The sequence below is a fragment of the Flavobacterium sp. P3_A6 genome, assembly GCF_056403035.1.
Map to the genome: position 1 here is coordinate 156669 of NZ_JBFUGG010000005.1, position 16804 is coordinate 173472.

Genomic DNA, 16804 nt, shown 5'->3' on the forward strand with positions numbered 1-16804 from the left:
TTTGCTTTAGAGCCAAATTGTTTCTTTTATTTTTATTTTTTCGCTTACTTTTAAAATATCCACAAGAATTCCTCGAGCTATAGTCTCCGACTTTTTTCCAGAATTGTCTCCGCGAACAACAATTGGATTATTATTTCCACGGGATTGAGTGTAAATTTCATAAACCGTTTCGGTTCCTTTTAATTGGCCAATAGCAGAAGATACAGGTTCTGAAACCAATTTGGCTTCAAATTTATTTTCTGGAATCAAAATCTCTCCGACATATCGCAGCACTTCATTTTTTGACTGAGCGATTTTGGCAACTTCAAAATCTTTATCCAATACTGCTGCATTGGATAAAAATTTAGATTTGAGACTTGATTCCTCCAAAGGGTGTGATAAAAGTGAAGTAATTTTTATATCTAAAAATTCTATCTCTTTGCCCAGTTCTCTTGCTAAAACTAGTATTTTTTTAGCTACTCCAATCCCCGAAAGCTCTTCTTTAAAATCGGCTTTTAACAAACCTTTTTTATCTGCATCATTTAATACAGCTGAAAAAGACACATTTTCTGATGAAAACCTATTAAAAATATAGCTCAATGAATCTGAAAAGACACCCCTTATTTTCGTTATTTTTTCGCCTGAATAATACAAATCGCTTATAATCTGTAAAACAGGAATCCCTGCTCCAATATTAGTTTCATACAAAAAACTCTTATCAAACTTTTTTAGATTTCGCCGTATTTCTTTATAGAAATCGATATGCAGTACGTTTGCATTTTGATTGACAGCAACAATATCAAATTCGTTTTGAATTAAGGGAATATAATGTTTAACTAGTTCAGAGCTTTCAGTAGCATCAACTATTATTACATTTTCAAGTTCTTTATTTTTGACGAACTCAATAATATCCTGCATTGTAAAAGGAAATGCTAGTTCATCAAAATTGGCTTCCCAACTATTTTTGACTCCATCTTTTTCAAAAAAAGCCAAAGTTGAATTGGTAATTACAGGGAAGCGCAAATCAATATTTTTCTTTTCCAAGTAGAATTGCTGACTCTCAATAATTTGATTTATCAATGCACTTCCCACGCTTCCAATTCCAAAAAGGATTACGTTTATTTTAAGCGCTGGCATAAAGCTGGTGTTTATGATAGTTAAAAATTGGCTTTAAAATATCTGACAGCTGATTGAATTCAATCAAATAAGCATCATGTCCATGAATAGATTGAATTTGGTGATAAAAAACATTTTGCTTTTTATTGGTCAATTCCCTGTAAGTTTTACGGGTTTCCTCAGCAATAAACAAATAATCTGAATCAACAGTTATAAGATGAATATTGCTCTCAATAGCATTTGCCACTGTTAAAAAATCAGGTCTGTTTTTAGTGATATCAATTGTTTTAAGCAGATGATTCATCAATTTATAAGCAGCCAATCGGTATCTGTTTTTCAATTTAAAGCCATGATCAAGTAACCAATTCTCAATTTTCAGAGCTGATAATTCATCTAATTTGCTTCTTCTAAACCTTTGATTGACATATTCTGGAGTTCTATACAGCAAAGTAGCATGCAAGCGGGCATCAACTATTGGATCATCCGAGTGATTTAGAATTTGATCTTGAATTAAAACATTTGCAATAACCCAATCAGTAGCTTTCCAGTCTGTTGCAATTGGAATCAGATTTTCAATTTTATCAGGCTGCAGTGCTGCCATTTCCCATGCTATCGCTCCGCCTAAACTTCCGCCAATTACGGCATAAACATTTTTTACTTTTAAGAAAAATAATCCTTCCCAAAAGATCCTTGCAACGTCACGAACACTATAATCTCGATAGTTATCGATTAAATTTTCGAGATTGTCATCATATCCATTTCCTGGGATATTAAAAGCTATTACTGTAAAATAGTCTGTATCAATTGCTCTGTTTTCGCCAACGATACCACTCCACCATCCTTTTTCTCCAGCAACCTTCGAATTTCCTGTCAAAGAATGATTCACTACTACAACAGGAGCACTGCCCAACGGCCTCCCAAAAACATTATAAAACAAAGGAAGATATGCCTTTTGTTTCCCTATTTCTAAATCAAAATTAAAGAGATCTATTTTTTCTAAATTTTCCATTTTCGAATATTTTTAAAAATTAAATTTTAACCTGAATCCGACTGCCATTGTTAATGATGGCAAAAACACACTATCATTCTTTTTAGCCCTGATCGAAACGACATCCTTTTTCTTTTTCCTTTAAAAAGAAAAAGATATAGTGGAGAGCAGGAACCATCTCTCTAAAAATGCCTGATGCAATTGCTCCCAAAACAAATACGAGAATTCAGATTTTTGTAAAAACCACCTTAGACTAACAATCCAAAGTAGCTAAGGCAGTTTTACTAACAAAAAAAAACACATTATCAAGCTAATTGTGGTGCTTTTATGGTTTCAAAAACAGCTTTTAAATCTGCTTTTAAATCCTCTATATCTTCAAGTCCAACTGATAGTCTAATTAAATCTTTGGTAACACCTGTTGAAATTTGTTCCTCATCAGTCAGTTGCTGGTGTGTGGTGCTGGCAGGATGAATGATTAAGGATTTGGTATCGCCAATATTGGCCAGTATGGAAAATAGTTTCGTGTTATCGGCCACTTTTTTGGCTGCATCAAAACCGGCTTTTAAACCAAATGTTACAACACCGCTTTGTCCTTTTGGCAAATATTTTTGAACTAAAACATAATATTTACTTGATTTTAAACCTGGGTAATTTACCCAAGCAACCTCATCTTGAACCTCTAACCATTGTGCTAATGCCAAGGCATTTTCACTATGTCTTTTAATACGCACTTCCAAAGTTTCTAATCCCTGAATGATTTGGAAAGCATTAAAAGGGCTCAATGCCGCTCCATAATCACGAAGTCCTTCAATACGTGCTTTTGCAATAAAAGCAGCGTTTCCTAATGCTTCGTGATATACCAAACCATGATATCCTGCTGAAGGCTCTGTGAATTCAGGGAATTTCCCATTTGCCCAGTCAAATTTTCCTGCATCAATGATTACTCCTCCTAATGAAGTTCCATTTCCTGAAATATATTTGGTCAATGAATGAATTACAATATCCGCTCCATACTCAATTGGGTTCAATAAATATGGGGAAGCAACCGTATTATCGACTATAAAGGGAACTTTGAAAGCCTTTGCTTCATTTGCAATTGCTTTTAAATTCAATACATCTAATTTTGGATTTCCTAGACTTTCTACAAAGAATGCTCTCGTATTTTGTTTAGCCACACGTGTAAAATTTTCAGGATCTGTAGCATCTACAAATGTGGTGGTAATCCCTAATCTTGGCAATGTTACTTTCAATAAATTATAGGTTCCGCCATATAAACTGCTAGAAGCTACAATGTGGTCTCCGGCTTTTAGCAACACTAACAAAGCAGTCGATATTGCTGATGCTCCTGAAGCAGTAACTACAGCACCAATGCCTCCTTCCAGAACTGCTAACCGCTTTTCTAAAATGTCATTTGTCGGATTATTTAATCGGGTATAAATATATCCCTCTTCTGTAAGTCCAAATAAATTGGCGGCTTGATCTGAATTATTAAACACATACGAAGTGGTTTGATAAATTGGAACTGCTCTAGTTCCACCATTTTTAGTTACGTCGTGTCCTGCGTGTAATGCGTTTGTTGCAAAGTTTTGTGTGCTCATGATTTCTTATTTTTTAATATTGTTAAATAGTATTTTGAATTTGTATTTCTTTATTTTTAAACAAAAAGGTCTTCTTCTTCTAAATCATACATTTTAAATAGTAATGATTCCTGACTTGTTGAATACTGCTCTTCGTTTTGCTGAGCTGTTTCTGTTTGTATATCTTCTATTGGGCTGATGCTCCTTCGATAATCTATTTTTAATAAAGACTGCGTTACTTTCGAATTTTTATTTAGTGTTTTCATAATTATAATTTTAAAAGTGTAATAAAAAAAAACCTTTGGCTGGCTGGCCAAAAGGTTTTATAGTTTTAACTATAACAAAGATTCATCTTTCACTTTTGGCAACAGCAACTAGGAATGCATTTTCGCATCATACAACATACCCTCATTTTATTTGCTATTGTTTTCATATTATAATTTGTTTTAATTAAAAATTCTTTGAATTATTTTAATTCTACTAATTTGATAGAGTAAATATAGTAACTATTTTCAAACCACCAAAAAGAAATATATTATTTAACATTTAAAAAAGAATTTCGTGTTAAAAATTCTTCCGAAATCTTATAAAAATCCTTTATAATCAAGCATTAAGCATTTTTATGATCTAAAATATTTTTTTTATTTTTTTACTTAAAACTTGAAACTTAAACGCGTAAAAACAAATCTTCCGTTTAAACCAAACTGCGAAACAGCTCTTGAATAAGGAAACTGATTGGCATTGCTTAAATCTGTACTTGGCGCAGGAGACAATGTTGGCGTCGTATTTGTAAATGCAGGAGTTGCAGGATTATTTCGATCTGGATAAACATCTCCTATATTATTAACTCCAAGCGTAACTCTGAATTTTTCGTTTATTTGATATCCTAAAGATAGATCGGTAACAATTTTTGCGCTGTATTCAGGATGTTCGTACACAGATGAAAATCCGTCTAAGTTTACATCTGTTGCTCCCGGATCAGTAACTTGTCCGAAATAAGTATTTCTTAAATAAATGTCCAGTTTTTTGATATTGAAAGTTGTTGTTAAATTGGCTTTCAATTTTGGAATTGCCTCTTCAAGATAAATTCTGCTTGACTCAGGGAAAAACGAATATTTATAAGGTTCTCCGCCCGCATCAATGATAGACTGAGGAATATTTAAATCACCAACTCTTTTTGTTTCGTTATAACTGATTGCAAAATCGTTTCGTATTGTGAAATCCTGAATAACATCATATTTATGAGAAATCACCACATCTATGCCTTTTGTTTCTGAGTTGATTCCGTTTGTCCAGAATGAAGCTCTTTCTACACCTTTCAAATCAAATGCTTCCTGAAACAACCTTAATGCTTCTGCTTGCTCTGGCGATGTTGCTGCTCCAATTTGCGCATCTGTTGGTCTTGAATATTGACCAGTTAAAACGATTCTGTCATCAATTCTTGTGAAATACCCATCGGCCGAAATAGTAATATTAGCCGATGGAATTTTGAATGTAAAACCTGTACTTATACTTTTAGATTTCTCTGGCTCTAAGTTTTCTACACCAATACTTTTTGCGGCATCAGAATCATTTGTAAAATACCCAACTTGATAAGGAGAGCCATTAATAAATTGTGTAGAACTGCTTTCAAAATATTTTTGCTGTAATGATGGCGCTCTAAAACCGGTTTGCCCTGAAACTCTCCAATTGACGAATTCATTCAATTTTAAAAGAGAAGCCAATTTAAAAGTTACTGTATTCCCAAAATCGGAATAATTCTCAAAACGTGCTGCTCCATTCAAAAGCCAATTTTCAGTTGGATTTAATTCTAAATCGACATAAGCAGCAACACTTTGTCTGTCTTTTTCTTTAACATCCGAAGGCTGAAAACCTGAGAATCCTTGTGCTCCTGCTCCGCGTTTATTCCCAAAAAAATCAGTTACGATTAAAGGTGAAGTAGTTGGCAATGTTCCTTGAACAAAGTTTCCGTTTACATCATACAATCCGTAAGAAGCTTCTTCACCAGCTTTAATCTGATAATTTTCATATCTGAATTCCCCACCAAAAGCAACATTCAAACCATCTAAAACATCGAGTTTTTTACTAAAATCTAAATTGGTTGTACTCTGTAAAAACGAAACTTTACCTGCATCAAAACTAGATGGAGATGCTGTTCCCAAAGTTGCATTTATAGTATTGTTTACACCATATTTAAAAGAATTTGATCCTAAATTTGAACTAAAATCAGCATCAAATCCAAATAATTTTGTCGCAACTCCAACCGCTGCCGAGGCATCTAATATATCTGACTCAATTTCCGGCAAAAATCCATTTGAATACACCTGCGTGAAAGTTCCTGAACCATTTGGAAGTCTGTTAAAAGCATAAGACTTTCCGTTTCTATACGAAACTCCACCAAAAGAATACAAAGAGGCAATATCATTTAAAGGGTATTTGGCATTAAAATACAATTGCCCTGAAGCCAATTCTGACTGACCCACACTCATATTATAATCACTTCTTTCCTGGCCTCGATAATGGATTTCGTTATTAGTAACATCAAAATTTAATGCTGTCTGCATTTGAGAAATTGTTGCTGCACCAGCAATAGCTGTTTGTTGAGCCGGAGTAAAATAATCAACTTGTGGCGCATATTGTTTCAAAGTGCTAATAATCTGAGCCGAATTTGGCGTGTTATTAATATTGCTGAATAAAGAATTCACCTCAACACCATTCTGAGAAGCTCTGTTTTCGACAGCATTATATGCATTAAAAATGGCGTTGCTTCTAATTCCCGCACGGCTTGTTGCTTGTCTTGTCACGCCACTTCCTGTAAAATTCAAATAGCTTCCTTTTTTACCTAAAGATGTTCCGTAATTTAAATCTATTTGTAAAGTTCCCCCATCACTTCCGCCTTCAAAATTATTAGATCCCGAAGACAGATTCGCTCCGTATTGAATATTTCCAGAAACATATTTAGCATCCTTTTTCAGCACTATATTTATTACGCCGGCAATGGCATCAGAACCATATTGTGCTGCTGCACCATCTCTTAAAACTTCAATACGTTCGATGGCGTATGACGGAATCGCATTCAAATCTGTACCAACTGAACCTCTTCCAGGTGATCCGTTTATGTTTACCAATGCGCTAGTATGCCTGCGTTTTCCATTAACCAAAATCAAAACCTGATCTGGTCCCAAACCTCTTAATTGAGCTGGGTCTACGTGATCTGTTCCATCAGCAGTAGAAGTTGGGTTACTGGTAAATGATGGGGCAACGTAATTTAATATTTGAGTTACGCTCGTTTGTGGTGCACCTTTTGTTATTTCCGAAATATTTAAAATGTCAATAGGAACTGGCACATCGGTCTTTACTCTGTTTTTGCTTCTTGAACCAACAACAGTCACTTCTGACAATTCATTGTTTTGCAAAGTATCGTTCTTTATTTTATTATCCTGAGCGTGCAATCCGGAAAATGCAGCTAAGCCAAGAAGTATTAGTAATTTATTTTTCATAACTATTTAATTGAGATTATCCTTCAGTTTTAAAATTTGACATTCATTCTTTATTTTATTTTTGAGCAAAAAAAAACCCTGCAGTTAGCAGAGGTTTCATATTATATATATCAAAAATAATCTACAATACTCTCTCTGCGGAACTTTCCGGCATCATACAAGACATATTTTTTGAGATTAATTTCATTTTGTTTTCTATTTCTTGATGCAAAAATGCAAACTATTTTTCAATCAGCCAAGAGAAAAACAATTTATTTTATAAATCCTATAGAATTAGTATAGTTTGTTAAATTCCTCTTAATAAATTAAAAAAAGCAAAAGAATAATTTGCAATTCAAAATGGTTTCATACCTTTGCACCCGAATACAAGAGGAAAAATTTGAACTGATTGCAACCTCTTCATAATGAAACAAATTCATTATGGATGCTGAAAATTTTTCAGTAGAAAAAAATGCTAAAGCAGAAACTCTCCTTTAGTCTTTCCAGCAATTGTTTTTCCTCGATTAATTTTAAAAATTTATAATTATTATGGCTTATTTATTTACGTCAGAATCTGTAAGTGAGGGACACCCAGACAAAGTTGCAGATCAAATTTCGGATGCATTAATTGATAACTTTTTGGCATTTGATGCTGAATCAAAAGTAGCTTGTGAGACGTTAGTAACTACAGGTCAAGTAATCTTGGCAGGTGAAGTAAAGTCAAATACTTACTTAGATGTACAACAAATTGCCCGCGAAGTGATTCGTAAAATTGGTTATACAAAAAGCGAATACATGTTTGAAGCAAACTCTTGCGGTATTCTTTCAGCCATTCACGAACAGTCTGCAGATATTAATCAAGGTGTTGACAGAGCAAGCAAAGAAGAGCAAGGCGCTGGAGATCAAGGAATGATGTTTGGTTATGCAACAAATGAAACTGAAAATTACATGCCATTGGCACTTGATTTATCTCATAAATTATTACAGGAATTAGCTGTTTTGAGACGTGAAAATAACGAAATCACTTATTTGCGCCCTGATGCTAAATCTCAAGTTACCTTAGAATATAGCGATGACAACAAGCCAACTCGTATTGATGCTATCGTAATTTCTACACAACACGACGATTTTGACGAAGAAGAATCTATGCTTGCCAAAATCAAAAAAGACATTATCGAAATATTGATTCCAAGAATCATTGCAAAAAATCCTGCTCATGCACATTTATTCAATGATAAAATTCAATATCACATTAACCCAACAGGTAAATTCGTAATTGGAGGTCCTCACGGAGATACTGGATTGACAGGAAGAAAAATCATTGTAGATACTTATGGCGGAAAAGGAGCTCACGGTGGTGGTGCTTTCTCTGGAAAAGATCCAAGTAAAGTAGACAGAAGTGCTGCTTATGCTACACGCCACATTGCCAAAAACCTTGTTGCAGCAGGTGTTGCCGATGAGATTTTGGTACAAGTTTCGTATGCGATTGGGGTAGCAAAACCAATGGGTATTTTTATTGATACTTATGGAACATCTAAAGTGAATTTGACTAATGGTGAAATTGCTAAAAAAGTAGAAGCTATTTTTGACATGCGTCCTTACTTTATCGAACAGCGCTTGAAATTAAGAAACCCAATTTATAGTGAAACTGCGGCTTACGGACACATGGGACGTACGCCTGAAACCGTAACCAAAACATTCTTTGCTCCAGGCGGATTAACTAAAACAGTTACAGTTGACTTATTTACTTGGGAAAAATTAGATTTTGTAGATCAGGTAAAAACTGCTTTTGGATTGTAAAAAACCCAAAAAGATTATACAAAAAACCATTCGGCAATCGAATGGTTTTTTTTTTGACAAGTCTTGTCCTAAAACAGCAATACACAGAAAATACCTTCATAAAAAATTATCAAGTAATTTAAGCCTGAATTACAACTATTACTTATAAAAAAATCTGGGCATCATACTATCAGAAAGGTTTTCTCAGCAATACTCTGAAAAGAATAAAATTTGAATTTATATTTCAAAATCATTGTATAAATATCTTTACTAAAAACAAATTTTATCTATTTTTACAATCGTATGAAATATGAATTATAAAATCGTAATAACGTAATGCACATAGCTATAGCTGGAAACATAGGTTCAGGAAAAACAACATTAACCCGTTTGCTGGCCAAACATTTTAAATGGGAGCCTCATTTTGAAGAAGTAGTAGACAATCCCTATCTTGATGACTTTTACCATCAAATGGAACGCTGGTCCTTTAATTTACAAATCTATTTCTTGAATAGCCGTTTCCGTCAAATAATGCAAATTCGTGAGAGTGGCAAAAAAATCATTCAGGACAGAACTATTTATGAAGATGCACACATATTTGCCCCCAATCTTTATGCCATGGGATTGATGACAAGCCGTGACTTTGAAAACTATTCTTCTCTTTTTGAATTAATGGAATCTCTTGTCAAAGCACCTGATTTATTAATTTACTTAAGAAGTTCTATTCCTAACTTAGTAGGACAAATTCATAAGCGTGGCCGAGAATATGAAAACACCATTTCTATTGACTACTTAAGCCGGCTTAACGAACGTTATGAAGCTTGGGTACAAACTTACAACAAAGGAAAAATCATGATTATAGATGTCGACAATATTAATTTTGTAGACAATCCTGAAGATTTAGGAAGTATCATCAATCGGATTGATGCTGAATTGAATGGGTTATTTTAATATCAAACATCATCTCTTAAAAAAATAAAAATGCCCCGAAAAAAAATTTCAGGGCATTTTTATTTAAACAATTCAATATTATTATTGCAAAGCTTCTACTTTAGCTTTTACTTCTTCCAATGAACCTTCAAAAACTTGTACATTTTCATTGCTATTTACTGAAGTAGTTACGGTTGCTTTTGATTTTCCGCCTTTGTTAATTAGCTGTACTTTCACTTCTTTTTTGACTTCACCTTTTTTAGCACAGCACGCTTTTCCTTTTGGTTCAACAAATTTTCCGTTTTTGTCATAATGGGACAAACACATTTCTTTTTGCTCAGGAGTGCACTTTAGACTGTCGCACATTTTTGCACATTCTTCTTTGGTCATTTTTGCACATTTAGCCATGTCGCATTTCCCCATCATCATTCCGCCTTCATTTTTATGACATTCTTTCATCCAAATTTCTTTCTTTTCAGGACAAGTCCCTTTTGCGTCAATGGTAATGCTTCCATTTCCTAAAATTGGAGCCATTACCAATCCAATCAAACAAGTCAATTTGATTAAGATATTCATTGATGGTCCAGAAGTGTCTTTGAATGGATCTCCAATAGTATCACCAGTAACCGCCGCTTTATGTGCATCTGATCCTTTATACGTCATTTCGCCATTAATCATAACTCCTGCCTCAAAAGATTTTTTGGCATTATCCCAAGCACCGCCAGCATTGTTTTGAAAAACAGCCCAAAGTACACCAGAAACAGTAACTCCAGCCATATAGCCTCCTAACATTTCGGCAATTAATTGATTATTATCTCCATATACTAATTTTCCTAATAGTACAATTGCAATAGGAAAACCTATTGTTAAAATACCTGGCAACATCATTTCGCGCAAAGCTGCTTTAGTAGAAATATCTACACATTTTGCATATTCTGGCTTTCCAGTTCCTTCCATAATTCCTGGAATTTCTTTGAATTGACGTCGTACTTCGTACACCATATCCATCGCCGCTTTCCCTACTGAATTCATTGCTAAAGCAGAGAAAACAACTGGTATCATTCCACCAACAAACAACATAGCTAATACTGGAGCTTTGAAAATATTAATTCCATCAATACCAGTAAAAGTTACATAAGCTGCAAATAAAGCCAAAGAGGTTAATGCTGCCGAAGCAATAGCAAAGCCTTTTCCAGTTGCAGCTGTAGTATTTCCTACCGAATCCAAAATATCTGTTCTGGTACGTACTTCTTTTGGCAATTCACTCATTTCGGCAATTCCGCCAGCATTATCTGAAATAGGACCAAAAGCATCGATTGCTAATTGCATTGCTGTTGTGGCCATCATTGCAGAAGCAGCTAATGCTACGCCATAGAACCCAGCTAAAGCATAAGAAGACCAAATCGCTGCTGCAAATAATAATACAGTTGGAAAAGTAGAAATCATTCCTGTCGCCAATCCTGCAATTACGTTTGTTCCTGCGCCTGTACTTGATTTTTGAACAATAGCCATTACTGGTTTTGTTCCTAAACCTGTATAATATTCTGTTACAGATGAAATAGCTCCACCTACAATAAGTCCAATAAGTGTAGCATAAAAAACACGCATCGATGAAATATCCATTGATCCTTCACCAAAGAAAGTCATGCTCATCGTTTCTGGAAGCATATATTGAACTAAGAAATAACAAGAGATTGCAGTTAAAACAATAGAAACCCAGTTTCCAATATTCAATGCTTTTTGAACCTGAGCTTCTTTGGCATTCTCATCTGTAATTTTAACTAGCATAGTACCAATTATAGAAAACAAAATTCCAAAACCTGCAATTGCCATCGGTAATAAAATTGGTCCGATTCCGCCAAAAGCGTCTTGGATGTTTCCTCCCATATCTTTTATTACATAATTTCCAAGTACCATTGCTGCCAAAACGGTTGCTACATACGACCCAAATAAATCGGCACCCATTCCTGCAACATCACCTACATTATCTCCTACGTTATCAGCAATTGTAGCAGGATTTCGAGGATCATCCTCTGGAATTCCTGCTTCTACTTTACCTACCAAATCAGCACCTACATCGGCTGCTTTGGTATAAATCCCTCCACCTACACGGGCAAACAAAGCAATTGATTCAGCTCCTAGAGAAAAACCTGCTAACGTTTCCAAAACAACCGTCATGTCTTCTGTTGAAGTCCATTGTCCGTTCATGAATATTCTGAAAAAAATAATAAAAAAACCGGTTAAGCCTAAAACAGCTAAACCGGCTACGCCTAATCCCATTACAGTTCCGCCTCCAAAAGAAACTTTCAAAGCTTGCGGCAAACTTGTGCGAGCAGCCTGAGTCGTTCTTACATTGGTTTTTGTTGCAATTTTCATTCCCATATTCCCAGCTAATGCAGAGAAAAATGCACCGAATATAAATGCCACCACTATTAATATATTTGTTTTAACTCCTGGTATAAAAGTAATACTTGCTAATACAACACTTGCAATTACTGCAAAGACTGCCAACAGTCGATATTCTGCCTTTAAAAAAGCTAGGGCTCCCTCATATATATGATCTGATATCTCCTTCATTTTACCATCTCCAGAATCCTGCTTTAATACCCAAGATCTTTTGATCGCCATAAAAATTAGCCCTATTACTGCCATAATTATTGGCACATAAATCATAATTGAATTCATAATTATTCATTTTGGTTTGTTAATGTAAAAATTGTTATCGATAGCAATTTAACAAAAAAAAGCAACACTCTTTACAGAGTATTGCTTTTTTTACAAATTATAAGGGGGTAAATTATTTAATACTAAATAATCCCTCTGGTTTATTTGGAATATCATTAAAACGCTGCGTACATTCTTTGATAATAGCAAATGCTTCATTTATATCTCCCCAACCTTCTACATCAACTTGTTTGTTTTCAAGATCCTTGTAAACTTGGAAGAAATGCTCAATCTCTTTCAATAAATGAGGATTGATATCAGATAGGTTTTCTAACGAATTCCAGATTGGATCTGAAACAGGCACACAGATTATTTTTTCATCTGGTCCTTTATCATCAGCCATGTGGAAAACTCCAATAGGTTTCACTTCCATTACACAACCAGGAAAAGTTGGCTCATTAATCAACACCAAAACATCCAATGGATCACCATCTAATGCCAAAGTTTCAGGGATGAATCCATAATCAGCCGGATACATCATAGAAGAGAATAACATTCTGTCAAAACGCATTCTTCTAATTTCAAAATCGTACTCGTATTTATTTCTACTTCCTCTTGGTATTTCAATTAATACATCAAAAGTTTTTATTTTGTCTGCAGTCATTATTCTTTTATCTTTTCTTAATTTTATTAACGTTTGCAAAAGTAATCAAACTATACTTTTTTACAATAAAAAAAGATAATTTAATCCAGTGATTAGTGATTAGTTTACAGTAATTAGCTTTGATTAACACTCTCACGCACTATTACACTCAAAATAATTGAAAAACAATCAATCAAAAGAATCTTTTTGTAAAGAATTTGATTTTTCATATTCCTAACGGCCAATCACTAATTACCATCCGATAATTACCTGTTTTCTAATATACTATTGTGCGTTTGCGTTTTTTAAGATAATAATGCCAAAGCAAAAATGTAGCATAAGATCGATAAGGACTCCAATTAACAGTATAGGTTTCCATAATGGATTTGTCATGAATATCCAGTAATTCTTTTATTGTGTTGACTACTGCTATATCGCCCAGAGGCAGTAAATCAGGTTCCTGCAGGCAAAACATCAAATAAATATCAATTGTCCAATTACCTATTCCCTTAATTTTAATAAGTTCTTCGCGGACTTGCTGTGCCGATTTTTGCGGCAAACTGACCAAATCTATTTCTTTATTTAAAATAGCAGACGACAATGCTTTTATATAAGCAGTTTTTTGTCTGCTTACACCAAAAGTTCTATATTGATCATCGGAAATGGCAACAAGTAATTCGGGTTTGAAAATAGCGTGTTCAGCTTTTATTTTTAAGAAAGTTGCTTTGGCCGAATCTATGGAAACTTGCTGTTCTAAAATTAACAGCACTAATGTCTCAAATCCTTGAGGCCTTTGTGGGATTGTTGGTAATCCATAGCTGTCTATAATCTGCTTGAAGATGCCATCTTTTTGAAAAAGATAATCAATAGCTTGTTGCATAGTTTGATTTTTAATTCAAATTTAGATTAATGCCTGATGCCATAGCCCAGATCACCTCAATTAATTTTTATTTTCATAGGAGTTCAGTGAACTACGTTTGGAGTGAAAATTTTGCAGGATGAAATACTATTATTTTCTTAACCAAAAGAGCGGCCAGCCGAAGCTCCTTTTAGGCAATTGAAAATAAAATATTTTGACAAAAAATCATAACAAAAAGCTGGACACGAGTGAAACGAACTGACAAAATAATAGCTTCTAAAAATAAAATCCAACCGATGCTTTTACTGCAAATTTATTAACATTAGGCACATCGAGATAGTTACCCCTCCAAGAGAAATCTACACGGAATATTTTGAAAATATTTCCTATTCCCGCATTGTACTCCCAATACACATCCTCTGGCGCTGTATATATTAAGCCCGAGGCATTTATGGCTTTATTATCGTCTGAAACTGTACCATAAGCGGCTTTGACTCCTACAAATTCTCTCCAATTGAGTTTTCGCATAAAAGGAATTCTGGCAAACAGTCTTCCGTTGAAATCATGATTCCACTGGAATGTAGCATATTTATCAGTGATAAATTCATAATAATTAAGATTACTGAACGTGTTCTCAATAGTAAAAAACGTCTGATTCCCTGGCACAATACTCAATAAGCCCAAAGGAACTGTCCCAAAAGTTTTTCCAAGTTCCAATATTAGATTAGTGCGTCCAAGAGGACCAATGATGATGGGCTGTTTGTAATATATTTCGATTTTTTTATAATTAAAATCGCTATTCAATACCCCTTTATATCCTTGGCTGTAATTAACAAATACCGTGGTGTACGGACTGCTGGCTATGCTTCTTTCGACTCCATAAGCGATGGTTCTTCGGTTGGGCGTATATTCTGCCTGAATATTAAATTCCGATTGCGTGGTGTTGCTTTTTACAACTCCAGCAGGATTTGCTGCCGAGGGCAAAGCAGTATAATAATCTAAACTAAAAACAGGCGAAGCTGATTCCAATGTTTTATACGACACTCCCGTTTGAAACATCAGATTCTTAACCGGCTCTATGGCTATGTAGGCATTCGTCAAACCTATGTTGGTTAATTTCCCGTTAGATCCTGTTGTAAAAAAGGCAGATGAGCCATAATTTCTAGCCAATATATCATTGGTCGTAGTCAATTGAGACCCCAGTTGTTCGATATCACGCCTATTCCCTCCTGAAATAATAATCCGGTTTTTCTTATCAATCATCCATTTTCCGGCAAAACCATATTTAAACTTTTGATCTGTAAATCCATAAGCTGTAAAAGCCTGTACCCGCCAAGGGTCGTTTGGTCCAAAATAGGTTCTCGCTCCTAATCGGGCTTTAAAACCCTCGACTTCATTATAGCCAAAAGTGGAAAAAATTGGTCCGAAATCAAAATTACCATAATTGACGTAACCACTAGCCAGCATGGTTACCAAACTGGTTATTTGCTTAAAAGCTTGTACGTTTTTCAAAGTGTCGAGCATTTTATAAACACCCTGCTCGTCTTTGGTTAGTTTCTCAAAACGATTCTCTTCCCAATATTCATCATTCTTCTTATATATTTCGTTGTCTACAAAATTGACTTCTTCTTTGTAGAATTTCTCCGGTTTTTCGATATTGAATTTATGGTTTTGATAATAAGTGGTACGCTTACCATAAACCCCTTTTGATTTTTCTTTTTTATTAAAAGCAAAATCAGACATCAAGTAATCTTTGGTCAAAAGAAAAACAGAATCATTTAAAACCTCAAATTCCTGTTCTACATAAATATCCTTTACCCAGTTGATATTGGCACTTTTGGTAACGGCCATGTTTATTCTTTTTATGGCAAATGTGGTGTCATTTACCCAAAAATCACCTTTGAAAGTCAATTCGTTTTTTCGTCTTGGATAAAAAACAATATTGTAACACCATTTTTTATCAATATAAGCACTGTCTTTCAGCACATAATTATACACATCAATTCCTGTTCTAGAAAGCGGACTTGTAAAACTTTTATCAAATAAGGCAATATAATTATTGTATATGTTGTAATCCGAATATAAATCTTTTATGAATGATAAAATTTGCTGATTCCCCTCAAAACCCGAAGTTTTACTGGCTTTTATAATTTCTTTTACCCTCGGTATTTTATTGTCTCCATACACATCTACCAACGCTTCATTAATAAAAATGGGCAAATAGGTTTTTCCAGTTACTTTCGAAGTGTCAACATGGTCAAATATAAATTCCATGCCTTTAAAAATCTTTTGTTTTCTATAAGCACTGTCAATGGAATTGATGTCAAATTCCACTTTTTCATATTTCTCCATTTGGTATTGAGCAAACTGATACAATCCGTTTTTTTTCTTTTTCTCCCAAATTTTTCGCAGAATATCAAGTGCAGGATTGTTTTTCTTGGAAGTTTTTCCAGTATAAACCACTACTTCTTTCAAAGCCTCCTGTTCGCTTAATTCAATTGTAAAATTATAATTAACCGTTTTGCTAAGCGTAATTTCTTTATCTGCAAAACCAATCGAAGTAATCACCAGTGCTGTATAGGTATTTGGAGATTCCATATAAAATCTTCCGTCCTCATTGGTCACAGTACCTATACTCGAATTTTTGAAAACAACATTTGCATAAGGAACAGGCTGCTTGAGTTTATCCACAACAATACCGCTCACTTTTGTCTGACCAAAAATGAAATTAGTTGTAATAAAAATTAATATGATAACTGCTAATATTTTCTTCATGATGTATAAAAAAAA

11 protein-coding genes are annotated in these 16804 nt (G+C 34.3%); 2 read left to right on the forward strand and 9 right to left on the reverse strand.

The window, feature by feature from the left end; genetic code table 11:
- Positions 1-6: 6 nt before the first annotated feature.
- The 5 genes from AC1DVP_RS07170 to AC1DVP_RS07190 all read right to left on the reverse strand — a co-directional run bounded on the left by AC1DVP_RS07170 (position 7) and on the right by AC1DVP_RS07190 (position 7160).
- Positions 7-1116, reverse strand: coding sequence for a homoserine dehydrogenase family protein (locus AC1DVP_RS07170; protein WP_477182817.1), 1110 nt, complete (start codon positions 1114-1116; stop codon positions 7-9).
- Positions 1103-2104: an alpha/beta fold hydrolase gene (locus AC1DVP_RS07175; RefSeq protein WP_477182818.1), complete on the reverse strand. Its 1002-nt coding sequence runs from the start codon at positions 2102-2104 to the stop codon at positions 1103-1105. The genes AC1DVP_RS07170 and AC1DVP_RS07175 overlap by 14 nt, the downstream gene beginning before the upstream one ends.
- 284 nt (positions 2105-2388) lie before the next feature.
- On the reverse strand, positions 2389-3681 hold the full coding sequence (locus AC1DVP_RS07180; protein ID WP_477182819.1) for an O-acetylhomoserine aminocarboxypropyltransferase/cysteine synthase family protein: 1293 nt from the start codon (positions 3679-3681) through the stop codon (positions 2389-2391).
- Between the two features lie 56 nt (positions 3682-3737).
- Positions 3738-3926, reverse strand: a complete 189-nt coding sequence (locus tag AC1DVP_RS07185; protein ID WP_477182820.1) for a hypothetical protein — start codon at positions 3924-3926, stop codon at positions 3738-3740.
- A gap of 387 nt (positions 3927-4313) precedes the next feature.
- Positions 4314-7160 carry a TonB-dependent receptor plug domain-containing protein gene (locus AC1DVP_RS07190; protein WP_477182821.1) on the reverse strand — a complete coding sequence of 949 codons (2847 nt, stop codon included), beginning with the start codon at positions 7158-7160 and terminating at the stop codon, positions 4314-4316.
- 528 nt (positions 7161-7688) lie between these two features.
- Between AC1DVP_RS07190 and metK the strand changes: the two genes are divergently transcribed.
- Both metK and AC1DVP_RS07200 read left to right on the forward strand, forming a co-directional pair.
- Positions 7689-8939, forward strand: a complete 1251-nt coding sequence (gene metK / locus AC1DVP_RS07195) for a methionine adenosyltransferase (RefSeq protein ID WP_477182822.1) — start codon at positions 7689-7691, stop codon at positions 8937-8939.
- A 315-nt stretch (positions 8940-9254) separates the two neighbouring features.
- Complete coding sequence (locus tag AC1DVP_RS07200) at positions 9255-9869, forward strand: deoxynucleoside kinase (protein ID WP_477182823.1); 615 nt, start codon at positions 9255-9257, stop codon at positions 9867-9869.
- A gap of 81 nt (positions 9870-9950) precedes the next feature.
- On the opposite strand, the gene AC1DVP_RS07205 is transcribed toward AC1DVP_RS07200, so the two are convergent.
- From AC1DVP_RS07205 to AC1DVP_RS07220, 4 genes are all read right to left on the reverse strand, one after another.
- Complete coding sequence (locus tag AC1DVP_RS07205) at positions 9951-12533, reverse strand: sodium-translocating pyrophosphatase (RefSeq protein ID WP_477182824.1); 2583 nt, start codon at positions 12531-12533, stop codon at positions 9951-9953.
- Positions 12534-12645: 112 nt separating this feature from the next.
- On the reverse strand, positions 12646-13176 hold the full coding sequence (locus tag AC1DVP_RS07210; RefSeq protein ID WP_477182825.1) for an inorganic diphosphatase: 531 nt from the start codon (positions 13174-13176) through the stop codon (positions 12646-12648).
- A gap of 256 nt (positions 13177-13432) precedes the next feature.
- Entirely contained in the window at positions 13433-14035 is a 603-nt protein-coding gene (locus AC1DVP_RS07215) for a DNA-3-methyladenine glycosylase family protein (protein WP_477182826.1), read from the reverse strand.
- A gap of 255 nt (positions 14036-14290) precedes the next feature.
- Positions 14291-16789: a DUF5686 and carboxypeptidase-like regulatory domain-containing protein gene (locus AC1DVP_RS07220; protein WP_477182827.1), complete on the reverse strand. Its 2499-nt coding sequence runs from the start codon at positions 16787-16789 to the stop codon at positions 14291-14293.
- Positions 16790-16804 lie beyond the last annotated feature (15 nt).

Excerpts from the sequence above, each read along its gene's own strand:
- AC1DVP_RS07220 (WP_477182827.1), bottom strand. The coding sequence starts at position 16,789 with ATGAAGAAAATATTAGCAGTTATCATATTAATTTTTATTACAACTAAT.
- AC1DVP_RS07210 (WP_477182825.1), bottom strand. The coding sequence starts at position 13,176 with ATGACTGCAGACAAAATAAAAACTTTTGATGTATTAATTGAAATACCA.
- AC1DVP_RS07200 (WP_477182823.1), top strand. The coding sequence starts at position 9,255 with ATGCACATAGCTATAGCTGGAAACATAGGTTCAGGAAAAACAACATTA.
- AC1DVP_RS07170 (WP_477182817.1), bottom strand. The coding sequence starts at position 1,116 with ATGCCAGCGCTTAAAATAAACGTAATCCTTTTTGGAATTGGAAGCGTG.
- AC1DVP_RS07185 (WP_477182820.1), bottom strand. The coding sequence starts at position 3,926 with ATGAAAACACTAAATAAAAATTCGAAAGTAACGCAGTCTTTATTAAAA.
- AC1DVP_RS07180 (WP_477182819.1), bottom strand. The coding sequence starts at position 3,681 with ATGAGCACACAAAACTTTGCAACAAACGCATTACACGCAGGACACGAC.
- AC1DVP_RS07175 (WP_477182818.1), bottom strand. The coding sequence starts at position 2,104 with ATGGAAAATTTAGAAAAAATAGATCTCTTTAATTTTGATTTAGAAATA.
- AC1DVP_RS07215 (WP_477182826.1), bottom strand. The coding sequence starts at position 14,035 with ATGCAACAAGCTATTGATTATCTTTTTCAAAAAGATGGCATCTTCAAG.
- metK (WP_477182822.1), top strand. The coding sequence starts at position 7,689 with ATGGCTTATTTATTTACGTCAGAATCTGTAAGTGAGGGACACCCAGAC.
- AC1DVP_RS07190 (WP_477182821.1), bottom strand. The coding sequence starts at position 7,160 with ATGAAAAATAAATTACTAATACTTCTTGGCTTAGCTGCATTTTCCGGA.
- AC1DVP_RS07205 (WP_477182824.1), bottom strand. The coding sequence starts at position 12,533 with ATGAATTCAATTATGATTTATGTGCCAATAATTATGGCAGTAATAGGG.